This is a genomic window from Actinoplanes sp. CA-015351 (assembly GCF_050955685.1).
GTDB lineage: Bacteria > Actinomycetota > Actinomycetes > Mycobacteriales > Micromonosporaceae > Actinoplanes.
Window position 1 is genome coordinate 7621316 of sequence record NZ_CP192102.1, and the last position, 21389, is coordinate 7642704.

Consider the following 21389-nt stretch of genomic DNA (forward strand, 5'->3'; position numbering starts at 1 on the left):
GATTGCGCAAACATGAGGACTGACATATGGCGTCGGTTCCCCTAGGGTCTTTCCTCGTGGAATCCCCCTCGTCCCACCGCGACATCGCGCGCGCCCGCGCCGCACTCGACCGTGGCGAGAACGCGGACGCCGCCGGGCTTCTCGCAGGCCTGCTCGCCCACGCACCCACCCTGCCCGAGATCCACGAGCTGCTCAGCCGGTTGGCCGCGACCACCGGGGGCGGGCTCGACCTGTTCGGCGCCGAGCCGTACGAATCGGTCGGCCGCACGGTCGCCCGCGCACACCTGCTCGCCGCCTCGGGCCGCCCGGAGGACGGGCTCCCACTTCTCGCCACTGCCAGCGGCAGCCACCCGGAGATCGACTGGGCCGGCGTGCCCTGGGTCAGTGAGCCCGCGCTCGGCGTACGCGTCGACCCGGGCGTGCTGGCCCGCACGATCATGCGGCTCTGCACCGCCGTCGGCGATCCCGCGCCGGCCGAGACGGTCGACGCGCTCCGGCCCTATCTCACTGTCGTCCGGCACGCCGTCGCCGCGCACGGTGAGCAGGCGATGCTGCTCGGCGCCGGTTCCGCGCTGGCACGCCGGCTCGGCGAGGTCGGTCTCGCCGTCGACTGGGCCGCTCGCGGCGCCCGGGCGCAGCCGTCGAAACTCGGGGAGATCTGGCTGGGGTACGCGTACCGCAGCGCCGGCCGGATGCCCGAGGCGCTCGCCGCGCTGCGCCGGGCTGTCGCGTACGACCCCGACGACCTGTCGGTGTACGCCGACGTCGCCGCCACCCTCGCCGACCTGGACCGGCTCGACGAGGCGCTGCGCTGGACCGAGCTGGCGCTGGAACGCGACCCGGACTTCGATTGTGTCGTGCACACCGCGCACCGGCTGCGGTACCGGGCCGACAGCGACGTGGCCCACCTGGTCGCGCTCGCCGACTTCATCCGGGACCACCCGGACGACGCGCACGAGCACACCGACCTGGAGGAGTGCTGCCGGGAGACGCCGTGGCTGGGTGGCATGCCGGCCGGTGCTCTCCTGCCGGCCGGGCGCGCTCCGGTCAACGCCGAGCCGTCCGCGGACGCGGTGCACCGGCTGCTCCGGGTCGCGTCACCGACCTGGGCGCATCCGCCGGCCGCGTACGACCGGGCGCTCGGACTGGTTCTCGTCGAGCCGTGGGAGCTGCTCGCGCTGCTGGCCCACCCGTCGGTCACCGAGGCGCGCCAGCCGACCGGGCTGGAGGCCTGGGCCTGCCTCGGCCTGCTGCACCACGGCAGCGAGGAGCCCTGGCTGGAGTCCAGCCGCCGGCGTCTGCTGCTCGGCCTGCTCGACGGCGATCTGGACCGGGTGACCCAGGCGGCGCTGTTCGCGCTTGTCACGTACGCCTGGGTGGACCCGGAAGCGCGCGCCGACGTGGCCGCCGTGGTCACCGGCCGGCTCACCGAGACGGCGTCCGGCCCCGCCGCGCGTGCCGTCGCCGAGCTGGCGCTGGCCGCTCCCGGCCTGGACCGGCCCGCCCGGGAGCTGGCAGCGGCCACGATCCGGGTCCCGGCCATTCCTCGTCCGCGGGGCCGGACGGTCTGGCGCCGCTTCACCCCACGGCGCGGAGACCGCGCCTAGGGCCTAGTTGATCACCGCGGCTTACGGCCTAGTTGATCACCGCGATCAGGTCGCCCTCCTGGACGACGTCGCCTTCGTGCACCGCGAGCTGGGAGACCGTCCCGTCAGACTCGGCGATCACCGGGATCTCCATCTTCATGGACTCCAGGATCACCAGCGTGTCGCCGTCCGCGACGTTGTCGCCGACGCCGGCCACGACCTTCCACACGTTGGCCACCATCTCGGCCCGGATCTCGTCCGCCATGAGGGGATCACCCTTCTGCTCGCACTGCTCTCGGTGAACGTCATCAAATCACGGATGCGTCCCGGCCACGTCCCGGCTCGGCGGACGCGCCCACTACGATCGGCAGCGAGAAGGCACCACGGAAGGGAGTACCACCATGGCGAAGAAGGCCCGCAAGAAGAAGGCTCGTAAGAAGAGCGCCGCGAACCACGGCAAGCGTCCCAACAGCTGAAAAAAGGCCCGGCGAATGCCGGGCCTTTTTCGTGTCCTGCTCAGGTCAGGGCTGGTGCTCCCGAGTCTCGGTCTGCACCTCGAGCTGGTCGAGCTTGAACCGCAGACGCTCACGCAGCTCCGACGGGGCGCGCTCGTCGCCGCAGCAGCGGTTCACCAGCGCTTTCACGTCCTGCTCGATGCCGAACTCGCGCATGCAGCCGGTGCACTCGTCCAAGTGCTTCTGGATCAGCTGGCGCCGGTCCTCGCTGCACTCGAGGTCGAGGTAGAGGTAAACCTCGCTGAGAGCGATGCTGCAATCAGTCTCGTTGTCGTCGGTCGACATCGGTGTCAGGCCCCCTGCGGTTCGGACGTCGTGGCACGGGTGATGCCCCGGTCGGAGGCGTACCCCTCCAGAAGGTTGCGCAGGTTGCGCCGCCCGCGGTGCAGACGGGACATGACCGTGCCGATCGGCGTACCCATGATGTCGGCGATCTCCTTGTAGGAGAAGCCCTCGACATCAGCGAGGTACACAGCCAGCCGGAAGTCCTCCGGCAGAGATTGCAGCGCTTCCTTGATGTCACTGTCCGGAAGCCGGTCCAGCGCCTCGGTCTCGGCCGAGCGAAGACCCTGCGACGTGTGCGACTCGCTCGACGCGAGCTGCCAGTCGGTGATCTCCTCGGTCGGAGCCTGTACCGGCTGCCGCTGCTTGCGCCGGTACGAATTGATGTACGTGTTCGTGAGGATCCGGTACAGCCACGCCTTGAGGTTCGTACCCTCTTCGAACTGGTGGAACGCGGAGAACGCCTTGAGGAACGTCTCCTGCACCAGGTCTTCGGCGTCGGCCGGGTTACGGGTCATCCGCAGTCCGGCGGCGTACAACTGATCCACGAACGGAAGCGCATCGCGCTCGAAGCGCTGACGGCGCTCGTCTGTCCGCTCCTTCTGGGCCACCCTGGACTCCCCCCTCGACTGCCTCGCCGAGGATACGGGTAGTGCCCCTGTAACGCCGTTGAAAACCGGGTGTGTGCTCACGCTCACCGAACGGCTTGACGGCGGTGTCTCGACCGCTGGCCACTCGGGAGAGCTCAAAAGGCTCTGCACCCGGGCGGCCTCCCGGCCGTCGCGCTCGGTTACCGAACCCACCACGACTTCCCCTTCCGACGAACAAGCTTCCGGGGGGTGTAACGCCGGAGGGTGACCCGCCATTCCGCTCGTTGCCGCGTTATCGGGCCCAGCCGTTGCGCCGCAGCCAGCCGGCGGCGATCGTGGCGGTTCCGGCGACGTCCTTGCGCAGATCGTGGACAGCGCCGGGTCGCACAACCACCTCGACCGGTCCGTGCGGCTCCGGCACACCGAACGGATCCCGGTCCCCGTTGATCACCAACGCGGGCACGCCGAGCTCCAGCTCACCCGCCCGGCTCTTCTCCGGCTTACCCGGCGGATGCAGCGGAAACGCCAGCGCGAGAACCCCCGCGGCCCCACTCGTGGTCGCGGTCCGGCACGCGACGCGCGCTCCGCTGGAGCGCCCTCCGACGATCAACGGCAGCGTGGGTACGCGTAAAGCAGCGACCACCGCACCCCACGCCTCGTCGAGATGCCCCGCGGGTGCGGGCGCGCGGCGGCCGGCCACCCGGTAAGGCTGGGTGACCAACGCGACCCGCACGCCGGCCGCCACCGCCGCGTCGTGCACCGCGATCAGGTCCGGCGCGTCGACTCCACCACCGGCGCCATGGCCGAGAAGGAGCAGACTCGTCGCCGGACCTGAGGGCACGGTGACACGCGCGGCGGCGGGGCCGCGCGGAGTCTCGATCGTGAGTTCTTCAGGCACCGACCGTTTTTATCAGCTTTTGTCAGCGACTCACCGGGATGAGGGTCAACAGCCGGCGATCCTCGTCGTCGGAGGAGTCCTCGACCAGGTCACCCTCCGCGGTGACCCGTTCCCGCCAGGCGACCAGCATGGCCCGCCGCTCGCGTGGCGTCGTGCCGCCCCAGACCCCGTGGCAGTCACCGACCTGCAGTGCCCAGGCCAGGCAGGCTCCTTGCACATCGCAGGTTCCGCAGAGAGCGACAGCGCCGCCGGACGGTTCGTTCGGCGCCGGAAAAAACGTCTCCGGATCGACACTGCGGCATGCGCCGCGTGTCCGCCAGGCCTCGTCGGTCCGCTTTTGCACGATCGCCTCGAGCAGTCGCGGGTCGCGTCGCGCGATGGCTACCTCGTGCGGACGCGGCATGCGTGCTCGTGTCATCAGCCCACCTCCCCCGTGGGACCGGAAGTGCTGTGGCGACCGGAACGCACCTTACGCACCGGCACCACTCCGGCGCTGGTTTGTACCGCACCGTACAAGATCAGAACAAGGGGGTGATCTATCTTGAAACAAAGTTGTTGATTCCGAATGGGCGCATAATCCGACAAAGACCAACGTTGATCTAGCGCCGTTCAGAAAAGCGTTACCTCGGGTCGAGGTTCCAGTAACTCGGGTCCATTGTTGCGAACATTGCCGACTTCCGAGCCGACCGGACGTACCTCGATGGCCTCGAGATCACTCTCGGAGAGCGGACGCAACAGCTCATCCGGATCGCCTCCACCGGCCAGCCAGTCGGACCACCGCTCGGCCGGCAGAATCAGCGGCATCCGGTCGTGCACCCTGGCCAGACCACCGAGCGCAGCGGTCGTCACCACACTGCAGGTGAGCACTGATTCCGGACCCCAGGCCGACCAGAGCCCGGCGAAGGCGAGAGGTTTCCCATCGCGCGGCGTCATGTAGAACGGCTGCTTCTGCTTGCCGTCACGCACCCACTCGAACCAGCCGTCGGCGGGCACCAGGCACCGCCGTTTCGCGAACGACGGCGCGAAAGATCGCAGCGTAGCCACCGTCTCGGCGCGAGCGTTGATCATCCGGGCGCCGCCACGCAGGTCAGGTGCCCAGTGCGGGACGAGCCCCCAGCGCGCGGTGTCGAGCACCCGGGCCTCGTGCTGTTTCGACGTGCGGATCAGCGGAACCGGGTCGGTGGGAGCGACGTTCCAGCTGGCACGCAACGGCTCGGCAACGTCGACGGCCTCGAAGAACGTGCTGAGGTCGGCGTTGCTCCGGGTCGTGGCGTATCGGCCGCACATGAGAGTGAACGGTACTGCCAGCAGCCCTCCGCCGTCCGCCCCGCCACGCCCGCCCCGAACCCACGGTGAGCCCGCGTCCAGCCGCGCCAGGAGCCCACGGTGGGTTCGCGTCCAGCCGCGCCAGGAGCCCACGGTGAGCTCGCGTCCAGCCGCGCCAGGAGCCCACGGTGGGTTCGCGCCCAGCCGCGCCAGGAGCCCACGGTGAGCTCGCGTCCAGCCGCGCCAAGAACCCACGGTGAGCCCGCGCCCAACCGCGCCAAGAACCCACAGTGAGCCCGCGCCCAACCGCGCCAAGAACCCACAGTGAGCTCGCGTCCGCCTTGCGGGGAGGCGCACGGTGAGCTCTGGTCCGGCCCGGGGGCCCGGGCGGCGCGCCGTCGAATGTCCCGCTAGAGCCGTGAAGAGCACCTGAGACGGGTCAATCAAGGCGTCGTCCATGGCCTGTGTGGGGTGGATGAGGTCACACCCAACGCCATCGTGTGCCCTGATCCCCGCTATAGCCGTGACCAGGGCACACGCAACGCAACGGTGTGCCCCTGGCCCCGCTGATCGGGCCTACTGTGTGCCGCTGTCCACATTCCGGCCCGGGCTTCGTCGTGCCGCGCCGCAAATCGCGCGAATCGACAAGATCGACTGGCCACCGTTCCCGGGTAAGCGAGGTGAGCACAAACGCAGGCGTTCTCAACGTTCGCCCACTGCCCCCGGGGCGGCGTGAGCCCCGCGGAAGCCGCTCGCCGTCCCCGCCGCGTGGTATTCCGTGGTCTGTTCCGCTCGGACCACGGCCAGCCGGAGCAATGGCGGCGTCCCGGTCGGCCGCGCACCATTCCCGCACCGTGGGCGCGCTCCCATGGAATGCCTCGCGTATTGCCTGATAGATAAAGGAATGCGTCACGGAATTCAGAGGACGCAAGGGAAAGCGCGGCCGACCGGGGTCTCGCGACGCACTCCACGGGGCCACACCGGCTGCCGCACGCCGGGACTCACCGACGGCGGCCGGGCGATCACTGGCGGCGGCCGAGCGATCACTGGCGGCGGCCGGGCGATCACTGGCGGCGGCCGGGACTCGCCGACGGCGGCCGGGTGCGTGGGTACGCCGAGACGGTGATGGTTGGCCGCATTCGTCCCGGGAGACGGGAACTCGGGAGGGGCCCGGCTGCGCCCAGCGGCAGAATGGGGTGGTGACTGCTGAACCTCGCCCCTGGCTCGCCCCGTCCGCTTCCGGCCCGGTCTCGGCGACCGTGCGGCTGCCCGGCTCCAAGTCGATGACCGCCCGCGCTCTCGTCATCTCCGCGCTCGCTGACGGGCCGTCAGTGATCGAGGCGCCGCTGCGGGCGCGTGACACCGTGCTGATGTCGGCCGGCCTGCGGGCGCTCGGCGTCGGCGTCGACACCAGCGACGACGAGAGCTGGACCGTCACGCCCGGCCCGCTGCGTGGCCCGGCCCGGGTCGACGTGGGGCTGGCCGGCACGATCATGCGATTCCTGCCGCCGGCGGCCGCGCTGGCCGAGGGCACTGTCGAGTTCGACGGCGACCCGCACTCACGCAATCGGCCGCTGCGCCCGATCGTCGAGGCGCTCCGCGCCCTCGGTGTCGCGATCGAGGCGTCGCCGACCGGTGGGCTGCCGCTGACCGTGCGCGGCAGCGGCCTGGTCGAGGGTGGCGAGGCCGTCATCGACGCGTCCGGGTCCAGCCAGTTCGTCTCCGGGCTGCTGCTCTCCGCGCCCCGGTTCACCAAGGGGCTGACGCTGCGGCACGAGGGGCCACCGGTGCCGTCCGCGCCGCACCTGCGGATGACCACGCACATGCTGCGGGCCGCCGGCGCGGTGGTCGACGAGAGCGTGCCCGACGTGTGGGCCGTCGAGCCGGGTGGCCTGCGCGGGCACACCTGGACGATCGAGCCGGACCTGTCCGGGGCGGCGCCGTTCTTCGCGGCGGCGGCCGTGACCGGCGGTCAGGTCACCCTGGCCGGCTGGCCGGCCGACAGCTGGCAGCCGGTGGAGCGGGTGATCGAGCTGTTCACCGCGCTGGGCGCCGAGGTGACCCGGTCCGCGGAGGAGGGCCTGACCGTGCGGGGCACCGGCACCCTTCGCGGGATCACCGCCGACCTCTCCGAGGTCAGTGAGCTCACACCGGTGATCGCGGCCCTCGCGGCGCTCGCCGAGGGTCCGAGCGAGCTGCGCGGTGTCGAGCACATCCGCGGCCACGAGACCGACCGGATCGCCGCCCTCGCGGCCGAGCTGACAAAGGCCGGCGCCGAGGTCACCGAGTTCCCGGACGGGTTGCGGATCGTGCCCGGCCCGCTGCGGGCGACCACCTTCGAGACGTACGCGGACCACCGGATGGCACACGCCGCGGCGGTTATCGGCCTCGCCGTGCAGGGCATCGAGCTCGCCGACGTAGGTTGTACCTCGAAGACGTTGCCCGAGTTCCCCGAACTCTGGGCGGGACTCGTGGCGAGGAGCTAGTTCTGCCAGGCCGTAAGCGGGAGTACGACGAGGACGACGTCCGGGTCCGGCCGGGGCGCGCGTCGCGTCCGCGTACCCGTACCCGCCCCAAACACGACGACGCGATCGACGCGCTCGTCATCACCGTCGACCGCGGGCGTTACGGGTGCGTCCGCGAGGACACCGGCGACATCGAGGTGATCACCGCGATGCGTGCCCGGGAGCTGGGCCGCAAGTCGGTGGTGGTGGGCGACCGGGTGCAGCTGGTCGGCGACGTCTCCGGCGCGCCGGGCGCGCTGGCCCGGATCGTGCGGATCAGCGAGCGCACCTCGGTGCTGCGCCGGACCGCGGACGACGACGACACCACGCCCGAGGGCCGGCTGGAGCGGGTCGTGGTGGCGAACGCCGACCAGCTCGTCATCGTGAGCGCGCTGAGCGACCCGCCGCCACGGACCGGGTTCATCGACCGGTGCCTGGTGGCGGCGTACGACGCGGGCGTCGAGCCGCTGCTCTGCCTGACCAAGGCCGACCTGGCCGGCCCGGAGCAGGTGCTGGACTACTACGCCGAGCTGGATCTGCCATACGTGCTGGTCCGCCCGGGCAGTGATCTCGACGAGCTGCGCGGGCGGCTGGCGAGCCGGATCTCGGTGATGGTCGGCCACTCCGGCGTCGGCAAGTCGACGCTGGTGAACCGCCTGGTGCCGGACGCCCTGCGCGCTGTCGGCGTGGTCAGCGCGATCGGCAAGGGCCGGCACACCTCGACCAGCGCGGTGGCGCTGCGACTTCCGGCAGTGGGTAAGTCGAGGAAAGACCCGGGCTGGATCATCGACACCCCGGGGATCCGGAGTTTCGGCCTCGCTCACGTCAGCGCGGAAAGCCTGCTGCACGGCTTCTCCGACCTGGTCGAGGGAACTCTGGACGACCAGCCGAACTGCGGGCACTCCCCGGCTGACGCCGATTGCCGTCTCGACGCGTGGGTTGCGGCTGGGAACGCTGATCCGCGGCGCTTGGCCTCGTACCGAAGGCTCCTGAGCTCGCGCGCCGGAGAGCTGGACTCGCGCAACGAAGAAGGACCCGCGGCCTAGCCGCGCTGCCCGTGGAATGACTCCATCCCGGCGGGGTATCAACGAGATTCTCAGCCGGTGACGACCGATCCTCACGCCGAAATGCGAGGAGGGTGCGCGTTATGCACAATGGAGCGATCATGCCGATCGAGGTTCGTCATCTGGTGGACCGTGGCCGGGCTCATCCCCTGGTCCGGCTGTCCGGGGTGCTCGACGACGGATCCGCGGCCGCGGCACGCTTCGCACTGCTCGACCTGCTCGCGGACCAGCCGGAGGCGCTCGTGGTCGACGTCGACGGCCTTCAGGATCCGCACGGCCTCGCCGTCACGATGCTGCGCGATGTCTTCGACGTGACCCGTGACTGGCCCGGCTCACGTCTGGCGCTCTGCGGCACCACCGACACCGCGACCTGGCTACCGACCGGCTGGCCGGCCTGGCCGGATCAGGCAAATGCCTTCGCCGCCCTGGGCGAGCCGGACCCGGATCGGCGGATCAGCATCGACCTGGAACCGGATGTGGGCGCGGCCCGGGTGGCCCGCGAGGTGATCACCGACGCCTGCGACCGATGGGGCCGCACCGACCTGACCGGCAACGCCTGCATCGTGACGACCGAGCTGGTGAACAACGTGGTGGCACACGCCCGTACGCCGATGCGGGTGCTCCTGGCCATGGACGACGAGACGATGAGCGTTGCGGTCCGGGACAGCTCGCCCGTGCTGCCCCGGTTCACCGGCCCGGTGGCGCCGACCTCGTTCGGCGGCCGTGGCCTGCTCCTGATCGACGCCATGACCTCGCGCTGGGGAAACCTGGAACTGGACGGCGGCAAGGTGGTGTGGGCCCGCCTCGTGCCGGATCGAACGGTTATGCCGGTATGAGGCTTCCCCTACCTGGGTAGATTGCGCACATGCGAGAGAACGACTACCCCACCGAGGTCAGCGACCCGGAGGCCTCCGGTCTGCCGGACACCGCCGATGACGACTCCACCGCGTACGACGAGGTAGACAGCTCCCGGTGGGCCGACGGGGCTGATCCCGCCGCCCTGGCCGGCACCGGACCCGGTGGGTCGAACCGCTTCGGTGACACCCCGGAGGAGGCGCTGCAGGGCGAGTCGCTGGACCAGCGTCTGCGCCAGGAGGAGCCGGACGTCGGCGCCGTGCGGGAGCAGATCCGGCCGGACCGCGACCCGGACGACGAGACCGTCGACGACTCGGAGGAGCTGGCCTTCGACCGGGACGTCTGGGAGGACGGGCCGACCTCGGACCCGAATTCGCCGATCTCGCTCTACGACGACGGCCAGCTCGACGCGGACGCCCCGGGTTCGGTGGGCCGCCTGGTCGCCCCGGACGAGGGCTCCGGCTTCGACGAGGAGACCGACAGCGTCGCGTACGATGCGGGCGCGGCCGGCGGTGGTGCCAGCGCCGAGGAGCTCGCGATGCACGAAACCAGGGCTCCGGACTACGACTGACGGTCCTAACGGCTAGAAAGCCGTAATGGGTCCTTAAAGATTTGGTCCCATCCCTTGCTGAGAGCGCTCCCGAGCGCGCACAGTGCTCCCGCGAGTGATCAAGGGGTGGGAGTCTTTCGAATGAACAGCGCGCGCCTGCTGCGGACGCTGACGGCGGCCGCGGTGTTCGTCTCCGGGCTCGCGGTGGCCGCTCCGGCCTCCGCGGCCACGACGATCACCCGGGTCGTCTTCAGTGATGATTTCTCGGGTGACCGGGGCACCGCACCGGACCCGGCGAAATGGGTGCCACAGGACGACGGCGACCAGGACGACGGCGACCAGGACGACGGCGACCAGGACGACGCCTCGCTGGACGGCGAGGGCAACGTCACGCTTGACGACCCGCTGCGGACCGTGCGGACGTTCGCCTCGTCGAACGGGCACGCCGAGGCCCGGATCAAGCCGGGCCGGGAGTACGGCGCCTGGCGCGCCCTCGCCGTGCTCGACGAGTCGGGGCAGCTGCCGGCCGGGCAGGTCGAGCCGCTCGCCGACGACCGGGTGAACCCGGACGAGTTCCACACGTACACGATCGACTGGACGGCGACCTCGATCGTCTGGTCGGTCGACGGCACCAAGGTGCTCCGCTTCACCCCGGCGGAGAGCGGCAAGCCGTTCCACCTGGTGCTCAACGTGACCATGGGCGAGCGCCGGTCGCCCGACGTCGTGGTCGATTCGGTACGGGTAACCGTCAAGGTCACCGTCGCGACCAAGCCGTGGAAGAAGTTCACCACGTACAAGGCCGGCCAGTACGTCACGTACAAGGACGTCGCGTACCGCGTGCGGGAGCGGCACACCTCCCTGCCGGGCTGGCAGCCGAGCCTGGTCCCGGCGCTTTTCCAGAAGATCTGACGAAAAAAGAGTTATCCGGTGGTTCCGGAACCCGTCTCCATTGACCGATGGCAGTCGATTTTTAAAGACTGTTTGGAGTAACGGCTTTCCCTCTCCCCCGGAGGATCCCCCATGCGCAAGTTACGGATACTTCTCAGTGCGGCGGTGATCGCGACAACGCTCGCCACCACGCTGACCCTCGCCTCCCGCAGTGACACCGCCGACGCCGCGATCGGACCGGTGACCTGGTCCGACGAGTTCAACGGTGCGGCTGGCGCGGCGGCCGACGGCTCGAAGTGGAACTTCGACGTCGGCGGCGGCGGGTTCGGCAACAGCGAGCTGCAGTACTACACGAACTCGACGAACAACGTCCGCCAGGACGGCGCCGGGCGCCTCGCGATCACCGCTCGCAAGGAGAACCCGGCGAACTACCAGTGCTGGTACGGCACCTGCCAGTACACCTCCGGCCGGCTGCTGACCTCGGGCAAGTTCACCCAGAAGTACGGCCGGTTCGAGGCGAGCATCAAGGTTCCCAAGGGCCAGGGCATCTGGCCGGCGTTCTGGATGCTCGGCGACAACCTCGGCAGCGTCGGCTGGCCGCAGTCCGGCGAGATCGACATCATGGAGAACGTCGGCAAGGAGCCGAACACCCTGTACGGCACGGTCCACGGCCCCGGGTACTCCGGTGGCAGCGCGATCAGCGGCAGCCGTACCCTTGGCGCTCCGCTCGGCGACGCCTTCCACTCGTACGCTGTGGAATGGTCTCCGAACCTGATCGTCTGGTTCCTCGACGGCGTGGAGTACCACCGGGTCACCCCGGCCACCCTGGCCGGCCGCGGAGCCTGGGTGTTCGACCACCCGTTCTTCATCATTCTGAACGTCGCGGTCGGCGGCAACTGGCCGGGCAGCCCGGACGCCAGCACCTCGTTCCCGCAGACGATGCTCGTCGATTACGTCCGCGTCTCGGCATGGAACGAGGACACCGCGACCGGGTCCGCCCTGAAGAGCACCTTCAGCGGGCGCTGCATCGACATCCCGAACGGCAACAGCGCCGACGGCACCCGCATCCAGATGTGGGACTGCAACGGCTCCACCGCTCAGCGCTGGACCTTCGCGGCCGACGGCACCCTGCGGGCGCTGGGCAAATGTTTCGACCCGGCCGGTGGGGCGCTCGCGAACGGCACCCCGATCCAGCTGGTCACCTGCAACGGCAACCCGGTGCAGCGGTTCACCCTGTCGGCCGCCGGTGACCTGGTGAACGTCTCGGCGAACCGGTGCGTCGACATCAAGGACTGGAACGCGGCGAACGGCGCCCAGCTCCAGCTCTGGGACTGCGGCGGCGGCACCAATCAGAAATGGACCAGGGCCTGATCCTCATCGGCCCAGTGTGTACTGATCGCCGTACACCTTCCAGGTCAGTGGGGTGGTGAGGTCGAGGTTGCTGGCCCGCAGGAACACCCGCTGGGCGGTCTCCACCCGGCCGAGGTCGCTGTGCGCCTCTTCGGTACGCATCTCGGCGCTCCGCGCGTTCAGGAACGCCGTGAGATAGGCGATCTCGTCACCACCCTGCGCCGGAGTCCGTGCGGCACGTGCCGCACGGCTCCGGATCGACCGCATCCCGTCCGGGCCGTGCATCACCGCGGCGTCGTAGTACGCGAACTGGCCCAGCGCCCGCAGCCCGTCGCCCTGCGCGAGCCGCACTGCCGGGTCGAAGTAGACCCGGTCCCGGGCGTCCTCCTGCACGCTGCGGAAGACCTCATCGGTGGCCGACGCCTTCCACGCCTTGGTGAAACCGGAGCCGAGGCCGGTGTGCGAGTCGGTGCCGTTCACCGAGCGCAGCGCCGGCAGGTATCGGGCGAGTGGGTTCGACGGCTTGCGCCGGGTGTACTCGGCGACCACGCCGAGCATGTCCGCGGTGCCGGAGGTGAACCCGACCAGCCCTCCGGTGTATCCACGGCCGTCGCCGATGTCCTCGATGTATCCGTACGAGGCGCGCCAGTTCAGTGTCGAGTTCTCCGCGCTGGCGACCAGCTTGAGGGCGGTCTCCTTCTTCTGCGCGGCAGTGAGCGCCGCGGCTGCGGCCGGCACCGCCGCGGACGGCCGGCGACCGCTCTCGGTGACCGGGCCGGACGGACCCGGCCCGTAAGCCTGCATCTCCCAGAGCGAGTACCCGCCGGACTCGACGGAGCGCTGGGTGGCGAGCAGCCGCAGGAAGCGCCCGGAGCCGTGCAGGCTGAGGACGTCGTCGGCGCCGCCGTTGCCGGTACCGGTGCGGTAGAGGTCCGTCCACACCGAGCCGTTGTCGGAGAGCTGCAGGCGGTACGCCTTCGCGTACACCTTGGCCCAGCTCAGCCGGACCCGACGGACCTCCTGCGCGGCGCCCAGATCGATCTGGACCCACTGGGTGCCCGCGCCCGAGCCGCTGGTCCATCGGGTCCGCCCGTCGCCGTCAGCGACCGCGGAGGCGGTCCAGGCGACCGAAGCTGCCGACGAGGCCAGCGCCGGGCGCCCCTGGGAGATCACGACGTCGGAGGAGCCACCGATGGCCGCCACCGAGACGGCCGGCGGCACACAGAGCACCGCGGCGATCCCACCGGCCAACGTGAAAGAACGAAACGACCCGACCCGAAACCGCATACTTCCAACGCTAGGGCCGGATCCGTCAGCGACGCTTACGGTTCCGGGAAATCAACACTATCGCCAATATGACCGCACCGACCACGAACAGACAGCAAAGCAACCCAAATACGCCGAAAACACCAAACCCGCCCCGGGACCGTCGCCGGGCCGCTTCCACGGCCAGGTCCGCCACGCCGTTGCTTGCCGCCCAGGCATGCGCCGGGATTACCAGGGCGAGCACCACGCCGGTCACGGCAGCAGCTGCGCGTGACCACCACTTCACCAGATGAGCCATGTACTCAATGCTGACCGATGAGCGCAACGGGTAATGGAGCGGTACCTAAGGAAGGAACCTGCGATGGATGCGGATCTGGTGGCGCTGGCCGAGGCGCACGGGGTGTCGACGTGGTACGAGGACTGGCGGCGCAAGCGAACCGAGGTCTCCCCGGAGTCGGTGATCGGCGTGCTGGGCCTGCTCGGGGTGGACGCGAGCACGCCGCCGGCGGTCCGTTCAGCACTCGCCGACGTTCGCCGCACAGACCAACATCGGTTGCCCGGCACGATCGTCCTGCGCCTGGGTGACAACCGCCCGCTGAGCGAGCCCGGCGAGGTCACGCTGGAGGACGGCGGCGCCCGCACCGTGGAGAAGCTCGAAAACCTGCCTCTCGGCTGGCACCGGCTGCGCTGTGCCGGCCAGGACATCACTCTCGTGGTGGTCCCGGACGAGCTGGCCGAGCCGCCGGAGACCTGGGGCTGGATGCTGCAGCTCTACACGCTGCACTCGGCGGACTCCTGGGGCATGGGCGACCTCGGTGACCTGCGGACCTTCGTCGCCGGGTCGGCCGGGGCCGGGCTCATCCTGCTCAACCCGCTGCACGCGATCGCGCCGACGCATCCGGTGCCGGCTTCGCCGTACTCGCCGTCGAGCCGGCGGTTTGCGAACCCGCTCTATCTGCGGGTGTCGGACGTCGAGGCGTACCGGCGGGCGGACCCGGAGCTGCGGGCCCGGGTGGACGCGCTGCGGCCGGGGCCCACCGACGACGGCCTGATCGATTACGACGTGGTCTGGGCGGCGAAACTTGCCGCTCTGGAGCTGCTCTGGCCGCTGGCCGGGCCGGTCGACCTGGACCGGGACCCGGGGCTGACCGACTTCGCCCGGTTCTGCGCGCTCGCCGAGCAGCACGGGCCGGACTGGCGGACGTGGCCGGAAGAGCTGCGCCGGCCGGACTCACCAGCGGTTCTCGCCTTCTCCTCGGACCGGATCGCGTTCCACGCCTGGGTGCAGCACCTGGTCGAGGACCAGCTGGCCGCGGCACGCGAAGCAGCCTCGGGCATGCCGGTGGGCATCGTGCACGACCTGGCCGTGGGCATCGATCCGGGCGGCGCGGACGGCTGGCTGCTCCAGGACGTCTTGGCGCCGGGTGTCCGCGCGGGCGCCCCACCGGACGCGTTCAACCAGCTGGGCCAGGACTGGGGTCTGGCTGCGTGGCGGCCGGACAGGCTGGTCGAGACCGGGTACGCGGCCTACCGGGACATGCTGCAGCGGATCTTCCGGCGCGCCGGCGGGCTACGGGTCGACCACGTGGCCGGGCTCTGGCGTCTCTGGTGGGTGCCACCGGGCCTCGGCGCGACCGAGGGCACGTACGTGCGGTACGACCCGGAGGCGATGCTCGGCATCCTCGCCCTGGAAGCGCACCGGGCCGGTGCCGTGGTGATCGGCGAGGACCTCGGCACGGTCCTGCCGGAGGTGACCGAGGGCCTGGAGCGGACGAACATGCTCGGCTCGGCGGTGCTCTGGTTCACCCGCGACAACGACGGCGATTACCGCCCGGCGGCCGGATATCCGCGCAACGCGCTCGCCACCATCTCCACCCACGACCTGCCGACCGCCGCCGGCTTCCTGGCCGGCGAGCAGGTGAGGGTACGCGCGGAGCTGGGCCAGCTGGCCGGTTCGGTCGAGCAGGAGGAGGCGAACTGGCGCAAGGATCGTGCCGAGCTGCTCGGCCTGCTGAAGGCCGAGGGTCTGCTCGACGACGACGCGACCGCCGAGCAGACCGTTCTCGCCATGCACCGCTTCCTGGCCCGCACACCGTGCCGGTTCGTCACCGCCTCGCTGCACGACGTCCTGATGGAGAGCCGCCAGCCGAACCTGCCGGGCACCTACGACGAGTACCCGAACTGGCGGATCCCGCTCGGCCCGGACCTCGCCGAGGTAATCACACAGCCACTGTTCCGGGAGGTCGCGGCGATTCTGGGTAAGAACAAGCCATGAGTTTCCTGGACAAGGCCAAGGCGATGATCGACAAGCACGAGGACAAGGTCGACGCGGCGCTCGACAAGATCGGTGACGAGGTGGACCGGCGTACCGGCCACAAGCACTCGTCGAAGATCGACAAAGGCGTCGAGGAGATCAAGAAGCGCACCGGTCCGACCCGTTAGATCGGGCTCAGATCGACAGGGGCTGCGGCGGCGGGTCGTCGTCCACGGCGTACAGCATCGGGTGCAGTGGCAGGAAGGTGTCCGGCTGCCGGCAGCGAGCCGGCGGCAGCAGGGACGACCCGTGTGCCGGGTGCTCCCGGCAGTGCCGGTGCGCCCGGGCCAGAGCATCCTCGTGATGCCGTCCGCCGCCGTACTCCCCGCAGCCGCCGCAGTCCCACCGCCAGAACGGTGGCCCCTCGTCCGAGGTGTGCCGGCGGATCCGCAGCGGCGGACCGGCGCTGCGCCGCGCGGCGGCCAGGATTCCGGGCATCTCTCTGACCGGCGGCGGCCCCGGTGGCCGCCGCTGGCCCATGATCTCGGCAAGCACGTTGCTCGACACCGCCACCTCCATGGTCGTGATGCTGCGTTTCAGTGTGAAGCGCACCTCCTGAACCGGATGGCGTTTTTGCCGCTTTTATCTGCTTGTAGTAACCCCCAGTGATGACGTGGTCACTCCGGGGAACACTGATGCCAGGTCGCCGAGACCGCATCGGGCCCGCAGGATCTCGCCGATCACCGCCCGATAATCGGTGGTCACCGCCAGGTCGCCGTCGCGCAGGTTGGCCGCGGCCAGGCCGGGCCACCGCCCGTACACCTTGCCGCCGCGTACGCCGCCGCCCAGCACGAACATGGCGTTGCCGTAACCGTGGTCGAGACCGCCCGAGCCGTTCTGGGTGACCCGGCGTCCGAACTCGCTGATCGTGACAACGGTGACCCGGCGCAGGCCGTCCGGACCCAGGTCGGCTGCGAACGCCGCGAGGGCCGTGGCGAACGCCTTGAGCTGGTCGAACATCCGCTTGCCGGGCGTCGCGACACCGAGGTTCTCGTGCATGTCCCAGTCACCGGAGTCGACAGTCGCGCTCATCAGCCCGACCCCCGACTTGATCAGCCGGGCCACGTCGCGCAGCGCACCGCCGAGCTCGGTGGCGGGATAGACCGCGCCGTTCGCCGGGGCGTACCCGGCGGCACGCAGCTTCGCGGCCTGGGCCAGCGCACCGGTCAGCTGGGCCGAGGTCCGCCCCAGCGCGGCCGGGGCGCCCTCGTACAGGGCCGCCATCGTCGCCGCGATCGGCCGGTCCGCCTGGTCACCGTTGAGCTGGGTCTTGTCGACCGAGGTGATGCCGAGATATCCGGCCGGGCCGGCCAGCACCCGGGCCGGCATCGCGGTGCCCATCGCGACAGCGTTGAACACGTCGGAGGTGCCGAGCGAGCCGAGCATCCGGTTCAGCCAGCCGGTCCGGATCGAGGTGCCCGGAGCTGCCCGCTCCAGCTCCTCCATGGCCGAGAAGTGCGACCGGTTCGGCGCCGGCTGCCCGACCGCATGCACCGCGGCGAGCTGCCCGCCCGTCCAATACGGCAGCAGCGGCGCGAGCCCCGGATTCAACCCGAAGAACGAGTCACCCCCGATCAACTGCGCCTTCGGTACGCCGATGCCAGGCCGCGCCGGGTAATAGGCCGCGTCGCCGTGCGGCACCACCGCGGAGAGCCCGTCGAAACCGCCCCGCAGCGAGAGCAGCACCAGCACGTCACCGGCGTACGCCGGATCGGCCGCGAAGGCGAGCCCGGTGTCCAGCTGCGAACCGGCCAGCCCGGCGAACGCTCCCGCCGCTCCGGTGGCGAGCAACCGGCGCCGGGAGACAGTGGCCTGACGCTCGTCGTCGCACGCACAGGGAACAGTCATGGTCCTCATCTCAAGGCGAACGTCGGCGAGTTGAGCAGCATCCCCATCAAGTAGGGGAACATCCATCCGGCCACCGGATCGGTGGCCTTCAACGGTGACGCCGGTGTCTTGCCATAGAACTCGGCGAGCGCCGCCACGTGCTTAGCCGGTGGCGCCATCCCGGTCAGCCGCACGCCCAGCGCTGTGATCAACGCCCCGTACGTGGCCGGCAGCGGACCGACCATCCCGGTCGCCAGGTTCGCCGGCCGCACCAGAGTGTCCGGCCACCAGCCGGCCGCGATGGAAAGGTGGAAATTCCAGCGCACCAGCAGGCCGGACGGCGAAGCCCAGGCGCTCGCCACGTCCGGATAGCCGTTCGGCGGACCCCAGCCCAGCGGCGCGTGCCCGGCATCACGGGCCATCCAGTACAGGCTCTCCAGGAACTTGGTGCCGCTGGGCGCCGGTCCGTACCCGAGGGTGCGTACCGTCGCCGCCAGGTCCTCCATCGGCGTACGCGTCTTGGCGCCGATCGATGCCGCGAACTGGGCCGAGCCGAACAGCGCCCGCAGCACCGGCGCGATCGCCGACTTGTTGTCCAGGTACACCTTGACCAGCGCGGTGATCAGGTCGGCCGGTGGCTCGTCGGCGACGAAGCGGACGCAGAGTTTCGTGACGATCCGGCGGGCCGTGACCGGGTGCAGGGCCAGGTAATCGAGGAAGCTCAGTGCGGCCGCCTCGCCGCCGGCCGGGGTGCTGTTGGCGTGCTGGAAGGCGAGGACGCGTACCGCCCCGGTGGCGTGGCCGGCCGCGTCGTATCGGTATTGACCGGTCGTGTTGTCGACGGTCAGCCCGGTGAGCAGGCGGGCCGCGTCCTTGACGTCCGATTCGGCGTACGCAAGACCCACGGTGTGCAGTTCCAGCAGCTCACGGCCGTAGTTCTCGTTCGGCGACGCCTTCGTCGAGAACCGGTTGTCCAGGTACGTCAGCATCGCCGGATGCCGGGCGGACGCCTTGAGCAGGTCGGCGAACGTCCCGAGGGCGTACCTACGGATCACGTTGCGGTCGTAATCGATCCGGCTGTCCCAGACGTCGCCGTGCGGGCAGCTGACGTTCAGGTGGTTGCTCCAGAAATCCACCATCACCTCGAACAGTTGGCGCTCGCTCCAGATCGCCCGGGCCGTCGCGGCGAAACCGAGCTGCCACATCGGGTCCCAGCTGTACTGCTTGAGCTTGCCGGAGGTGACCTGGCCGCGGATCTCGGCGATGCCGAGCCCGGCCAGCGGCAGGCGGGCCAGCACGCCGTCGGTGACCTTGTCGGGAATCGAGGCGGGTGCGAGCTGCCGCTCCAGCCAGGCCTTCGCGCCCAGCTTGCGGATCTCCGCGATCGACGACGGGCTCGGACCGAACGTGGCCCGCCGCAGCAGGTGCAGCAGCTGATCGTCAGGGAGAAAGGAGGCTGCTTCGGGGGCGAGGGAAGCCTCCGAGGAGGCGGTGGCTGCCGCCGCCGGCGTGCTGGGCAGGGCGACCGCCACACCGGCGGCCGCCGCAACACCCAGGACACCGCGCCGGGTCATCGTCTGCTCTGATGCGCTCACGCGGGCATAGGTCGGAAGTTTCCCGAGTGATCGTTGGCTTCCCTGCGACGCGCTACCGATTTGCTCCGGACATACTTGCCCGATGGCACAGCGCAAGGCGTCCCGGCGACGCGTGGAAACAGTCGCGTCCGGAGTCGCCGAGCTGGTGCCCGACCCCGACCGGGACACCGCGTTCACCCTGATGCTGGACGGCGCGCCGCAATCCCACGTCGACCTCGCCGACCCCACGTACCTGCAGTTCGAGTACGTGCGCCGGATGGCCTCGGCGATCGATCTGGTCGCGCCGGCCGGCAGGCCGCTGCGCGCCCTGCATCTCGGTGGCGGCGCGCTGACGCTGCCGCGGTACATCGCGGCCACCCGGCCCGGTTCCGCTCAGCGGGTGGTCGAGATCGACGGACCGCTTGTCGAGCTGGTGCGCCAGGCACTCCCACTGCCCGCTTCAGGCAACATCCGGGTACGCGTGGCCGACGCCCGCGCCGCCGTCGAAGGCATGCGCGACGCCGGGTACGACGTGGTGATCCTGGACGTCTTCGCCGGCGCCCGCACCCCCGCGCACCTGGCCTCCGCCGAGTTCGCCCAGCAGGTGGCCCGGGTCCTCGACCCGACCGGCTGGCTGATCGCGAACGTGGCCGACGGCCCGCCGCTGAAGTACGCCCGCAGCCAGGTCGCCACGATCCGCGCCTCGCTGCCGGAGGCCTGCCTGATCGCCGACGCCGGCGTGCTGCGCGGCCGCCGGTTCGGCAATCTCGTGGTGCTCGCCGGCCGGACACCGCCGCCGCTGGCCGAACTGACCCGGCGAGCGGCCGGCGACTGGTTCCCGGGGCGGGTGGAGACCGATCTCGATCGCTTCACCGGAGGGGTCGCTCCGGTGCCGGACGCATCCGCGGTCCCCTCGCCACCACCTCCCGAGGGCCTATTCGGTAACCGAAAGTGATGACCGGATAGGCCGTTGGTACACCGCTGATTACCGCGGTGTGTCGATTTCCGAAGATCCGATGTGATTCGCGCCCGGTGACTGGCGGCACTCGGTGCGACAGGCTGTAATCGGGGACGGCCGCGCGAACGGCGGATCGCGGCGAACACGGGGAAGGCGAACATGTTCCACCAGCACTTCCTGTCGGCGGCCGGCACTGATCTCGGACCGCTCGACAGCGGGGAGCGTGTGCTCTGGCAGGGCCACTGTGCCGTCGCCGAGTACGCGTTCGATGAGGCGTCGTCGCTACCTCGATGGACGCTGCCCGAAGAGACCGATGTCCTCGTCACCGACCGGCGTGTGCGGTACACACACCCGACCGAGTCAACGGTGAGTAGCGGCGAGCTGTTCTGGCTCTGGCCGCAGCACCTCCGTGTCCAGCCGGGCAACCGGGAAGTCGGGCGCAACGCCACGGTCACCCAGATCCAGCTGGTCTGCAACGGCCCGGACGGCAGTTTTCCGGCCCTGGTCTTCGCCGGTGGCACGCTGGCCTCGGTCGGCGACGCCGACCGGCTCGCGAACGTGATGCGGCAGGCGATCGCCCGGTTCCGGGTGGAGAACGCGAACGAGCTCGGCGTACCGGCACAGCAGGCCCGGATGCTGTCGCGCCTGGTCATCGGACCGGAGTTCAGCAATTACCAGGGCGGCGAGGGCCAGACCGTTACCCTGCTCGGCTCGGTGCAGGTGCCGGCTCCCGAGCCCGCTTACCAGGAGCCTGCTCAGTTCGAGGAGCCCGATCCGGCTCCGGTCTCCTCGGCGCCGGTCTCGGCCACGCCGGTTTCCGCCAGTCGCGCGTACTTCGACCGGCCCGGCCTGGACGCCGACGCCCAGCGTGCCCACGAGGCTCTGCGTGCCGAGCAGGACAGCCGGTACGCCGAGCCCGACCTCGCCTCCCGCGCGGCCAGCCTGGCAGCTCGGATCGCCGGCCTCGTCTCCACCGACGAGACCCCGGGCGGGCACCCGAACAACCTCTCGGCGTACCTCAACGCCGACGTCGACCCGGGCACCGCGCGCTAGATCAGGCCTCCGCTCAAGCTTCTGACGACCGGCTCGCCGCGGGTGCGAA

Annotated in this window: 23 protein-coding genes; 12 read left to right on the top strand and 11 right to left on the bottom strand. The window is 70.4% G+C overall.

The genetic code is table 11. The features are described 5' to 3' along the window. Nucleotides 1–26 precede the first annotated feature (26 nt). A complete protein-coding gene (locus ACQP2E_RS34535; protein ID WP_433827162.1) occupies nucleotides 27–1607 on the top strand; it encodes a tetratricopeptide repeat protein in 1581 nt (526 codons plus the stop codon). A gap of 28 nt (nucleotides 1608–1635) precedes the next feature. Here the strand turns inward: ACQP2E_RS34535 and ACQP2E_RS34540 are convergent, their stop codons facing one another. Continuing rightward, nucleotides 1636–1851, bottom strand: a complete 216-nt coding sequence (locus ACQP2E_RS34540) for a biotin/lipoyl-binding carrier protein (protein ID WP_433827163.1) — start codon at nucleotides 1849–1851, stop codon at nucleotides 1636–1638. A 136-nt stretch (nucleotides 1852–1987) separates the two neighbouring features. Between ACQP2E_RS34540 and ACQP2E_RS34545 the strand changes: the two genes are divergently transcribed. Then, nucleotides 1988–2062 carry a 50S ribosomal protein bL37 gene (locus ACQP2E_RS34545; protein ID WP_370461611.1) on the top strand — a complete coding sequence of 25 codons (75 nt, stop codon included), beginning with the start codon at nucleotides 1988–1990 and terminating at the stop codon, nucleotides 2060–2062. Nucleotides 2063–2107: 45 nt separating this feature from the next. Here the strand turns inward: ACQP2E_RS34545 and rsrA are convergent, their stop codons facing one another. The 5 genes from rsrA to ACQP2E_RS34570 all read right to left on the bottom strand — a co-directional run bounded on the left by rsrA (nucleotide 2108) and on the right by ACQP2E_RS34570 (nucleotide 5158). After that, the gene (gene rsrA, locus ACQP2E_RS34550; protein ID WP_433827164.1) at nucleotides 2108–2386 is read right to left on the bottom strand and encodes a mycothiol system anti-sigma-R factor; all 279 of its coding nucleotides are present in this window, start codon (nucleotides 2384–2386) and stop codon (nucleotides 2108–2110) included. A gap of 5 nt (nucleotides 2387–2391) precedes the next feature. Beyond that, nucleotides 2392–3249, bottom strand: a complete 858-nt coding sequence (locus ACQP2E_RS34555; RefSeq protein WP_433827165.1) for a sigma-70 family RNA polymerase sigma factor — start codon at nucleotides 3247–3249, stop codon at nucleotides 2392–2394. Nucleotides 3250–3265: 16 nt separating this feature from the next. Continuing rightward, the gene (locus ACQP2E_RS34560; protein ID WP_433827166.1) at nucleotides 3266–3871 is read right to left on the bottom strand and encodes an alpha/beta hydrolase family protein; all 606 of its coding nucleotides are present in this window, start codon (nucleotides 3869–3871) and stop codon (nucleotides 3266–3268) included. 22 nt (nucleotides 3872–3893) lie between these two features. Next, a complete protein-coding gene (locus ACQP2E_RS34565) occupies nucleotides 3894–4289 on the bottom strand; it encodes a WhiB family transcriptional regulator (protein ID WP_433827167.1) in 396 nt (131 codons plus the stop codon). Between the two features lie 191 nt (nucleotides 4290–4480). Further along, nucleotides 4481–5158 (bottom strand): SOS response-associated peptidase, encoded by a 678-nt coding sequence (locus tag ACQP2E_RS34570; protein ID WP_433827168.1) that lies wholly within the window; start codon nucleotides 5156–5158, stop codon nucleotides 4481–4483. Nucleotides 5159–6333: 1175 nt separating this feature from the next. Between ACQP2E_RS34570 and aroA the strand changes: the two genes are divergently transcribed. The 6 genes from aroA (at nucleotide 6334) to ACQP2E_RS34600 (ending at nucleotide 12369) form a co-directional block, all read left to right on the top strand. Then, nucleotides 6334–7623, top strand: a complete 1290-nt coding sequence (gene aroA, locus ACQP2E_RS34575; RefSeq protein ID WP_433827169.1) for a 3-phosphoshikimate 1-carboxyvinyltransferase — start codon at nucleotides 6334–6336, stop codon at nucleotides 7621–7623. After that, nucleotides 7596–8687, top strand: coding sequence for a ribosome small subunit-dependent GTPase A (rsgA, locus tag ACQP2E_RS34580; RefSeq protein WP_433834180.1), 1092 nt, complete (start codon nucleotides 7596–7598; stop codon nucleotides 8685–8687). The genes aroA and rsgA overlap by 28 nt, the downstream gene beginning before the upstream one ends. Before the next feature lie 119 nt (nucleotides 8688–8806). Continuing rightward, the gene (locus ACQP2E_RS34585; protein ID WP_433827170.1) at nucleotides 8807–9541 is read left to right on the top strand and encodes an ATP-binding protein; all 735 of its coding nucleotides are present in this window, start codon (nucleotides 8807–8809) and stop codon (nucleotides 9539–9541) included. Between the two features lie 29 nt (nucleotides 9542–9570). Then, complete coding sequence (locus ACQP2E_RS34590) at nucleotides 9571–10131, top strand: DUF5709 domain-containing protein (protein ID WP_433827171.1); 561 nt, start codon at nucleotides 9571–9573, stop codon at nucleotides 10129–10131. 120 nt (nucleotides 10132–10251) lie between these two features. Then, nucleotides 10252–11019 carry a carbohydrate-binding protein gene (locus tag ACQP2E_RS34595; RefSeq protein ID WP_433827172.1) on the top strand — a complete coding sequence of 256 codons (768 nt, stop codon included), beginning with the start codon at nucleotides 10252–10254 and terminating at the stop codon, nucleotides 11017–11019. Nucleotides 11020–11130: 111 nt separating this feature from the next. After that, nucleotides 11131–12369: a family 16 glycosylhydrolase gene (locus tag ACQP2E_RS34600; protein WP_433827173.1), complete on the top strand. Its 1239-nt coding sequence runs from the start codon at nucleotides 11131–11133 to the stop codon at nucleotides 12367–12369. Nucleotides 12370–12372: 3 nt separating this feature from the next. On the opposite strand, the gene ACQP2E_RS34605 is transcribed toward ACQP2E_RS34600, so the two are convergent. Further along, entirely contained in the window at nucleotides 12373–13635 is a 1263-nt protein-coding gene (locus ACQP2E_RS34605) for a chitosanase (RefSeq protein ID WP_433827174.1), read from the bottom strand. Nucleotides 13636–13660: 25 nt separating this feature from the next. After that, entirely contained in the window at nucleotides 13661–13912 is a 252-nt protein-coding gene (locus tag ACQP2E_RS34610; RefSeq protein WP_433827175.1) for a hypothetical protein, read from the bottom strand. 63 nt (nucleotides 13913–13975) lie between these two features. Between ACQP2E_RS34610 and malQ the strand changes: the two genes are divergently transcribed. Together malQ and ACQP2E_RS34620 are read left to right on the top strand one after the other, a co-directional pair. Continuing rightward, complete coding sequence (gene malQ / locus ACQP2E_RS34615) at nucleotides 13976–15889, top strand: 4-alpha-glucanotransferase (RefSeq protein WP_433827176.1); 1914 nt, start codon at nucleotides 13976–13978, stop codon at nucleotides 15887–15889. Further along, on the top strand, nucleotides 15886–16056 hold the full coding sequence (locus ACQP2E_RS34620; protein WP_111651754.1) for an antitoxin: 171 nt from the start codon (nucleotides 15886–15888) through the stop codon (nucleotides 16054–16056). The genes malQ and ACQP2E_RS34620 overlap by 4 nt, the downstream gene beginning before the upstream one ends. Before the next feature lie 7 nt (nucleotides 16057–16063). Here the strand turns inward: ACQP2E_RS34620 and ACQP2E_RS34625 are convergent, their stop codons facing one another. Genes ACQP2E_RS34625 through ACQP2E_RS34635 form a run of 3 tightly spaced genes read right to left on the bottom strand, consistent with a single transcriptional unit; the run spans nucleotide 16064 to nucleotide 19350 of the window. Continuing rightward, complete coding sequence (locus tag ACQP2E_RS34625; protein WP_433827177.1) at nucleotides 16064–16480, bottom strand: hypothetical protein; 417 nt, start codon at nucleotides 16478–16480, stop codon at nucleotides 16064–16066. A gap of 30 nt (nucleotides 16481–16510) precedes the next feature. After that, nucleotides 16511–17776, bottom strand: a complete 1266-nt coding sequence (locus ACQP2E_RS34630) for a DUF1501 domain-containing protein (RefSeq protein ID WP_433827178.1) — start codon at nucleotides 17774–17776, stop codon at nucleotides 16511–16513. A gap of 5 nt (nucleotides 17777–17781) precedes the next feature. Next, entirely contained in the window at nucleotides 17782–19350 is a 1569-nt protein-coding gene (locus ACQP2E_RS34635) for a DUF1800 domain-containing protein (RefSeq protein WP_433827179.1), read from the bottom strand. An 82-nt stretch (nucleotides 19351–19432) separates the two neighbouring features. On the opposite strand from ACQP2E_RS34635, the gene ACQP2E_RS34640 reads away from it, so the two are divergent. Together ACQP2E_RS34640 and ACQP2E_RS34645 are read left to right on the top strand one after the other, a co-directional pair. Next, nucleotides 19433–20284 (top strand): spermidine synthase, encoded by an 852-nt coding sequence (locus tag ACQP2E_RS34640; RefSeq protein WP_433827180.1) that lies wholly within the window; start codon nucleotides 19433–19435, stop codon nucleotides 20282–20284. 162 nt (nucleotides 20285–20446) lie between these two features. Then, complete coding sequence (locus ACQP2E_RS34645) at nucleotides 20447–21340, top strand: translation initiation factor 2 (RefSeq protein WP_433827181.1); 894 nt, start codon at nucleotides 20447–20449, stop codon at nucleotides 21338–21340. Nucleotides 21341–21389: the final 49 nt, after the last annotated feature.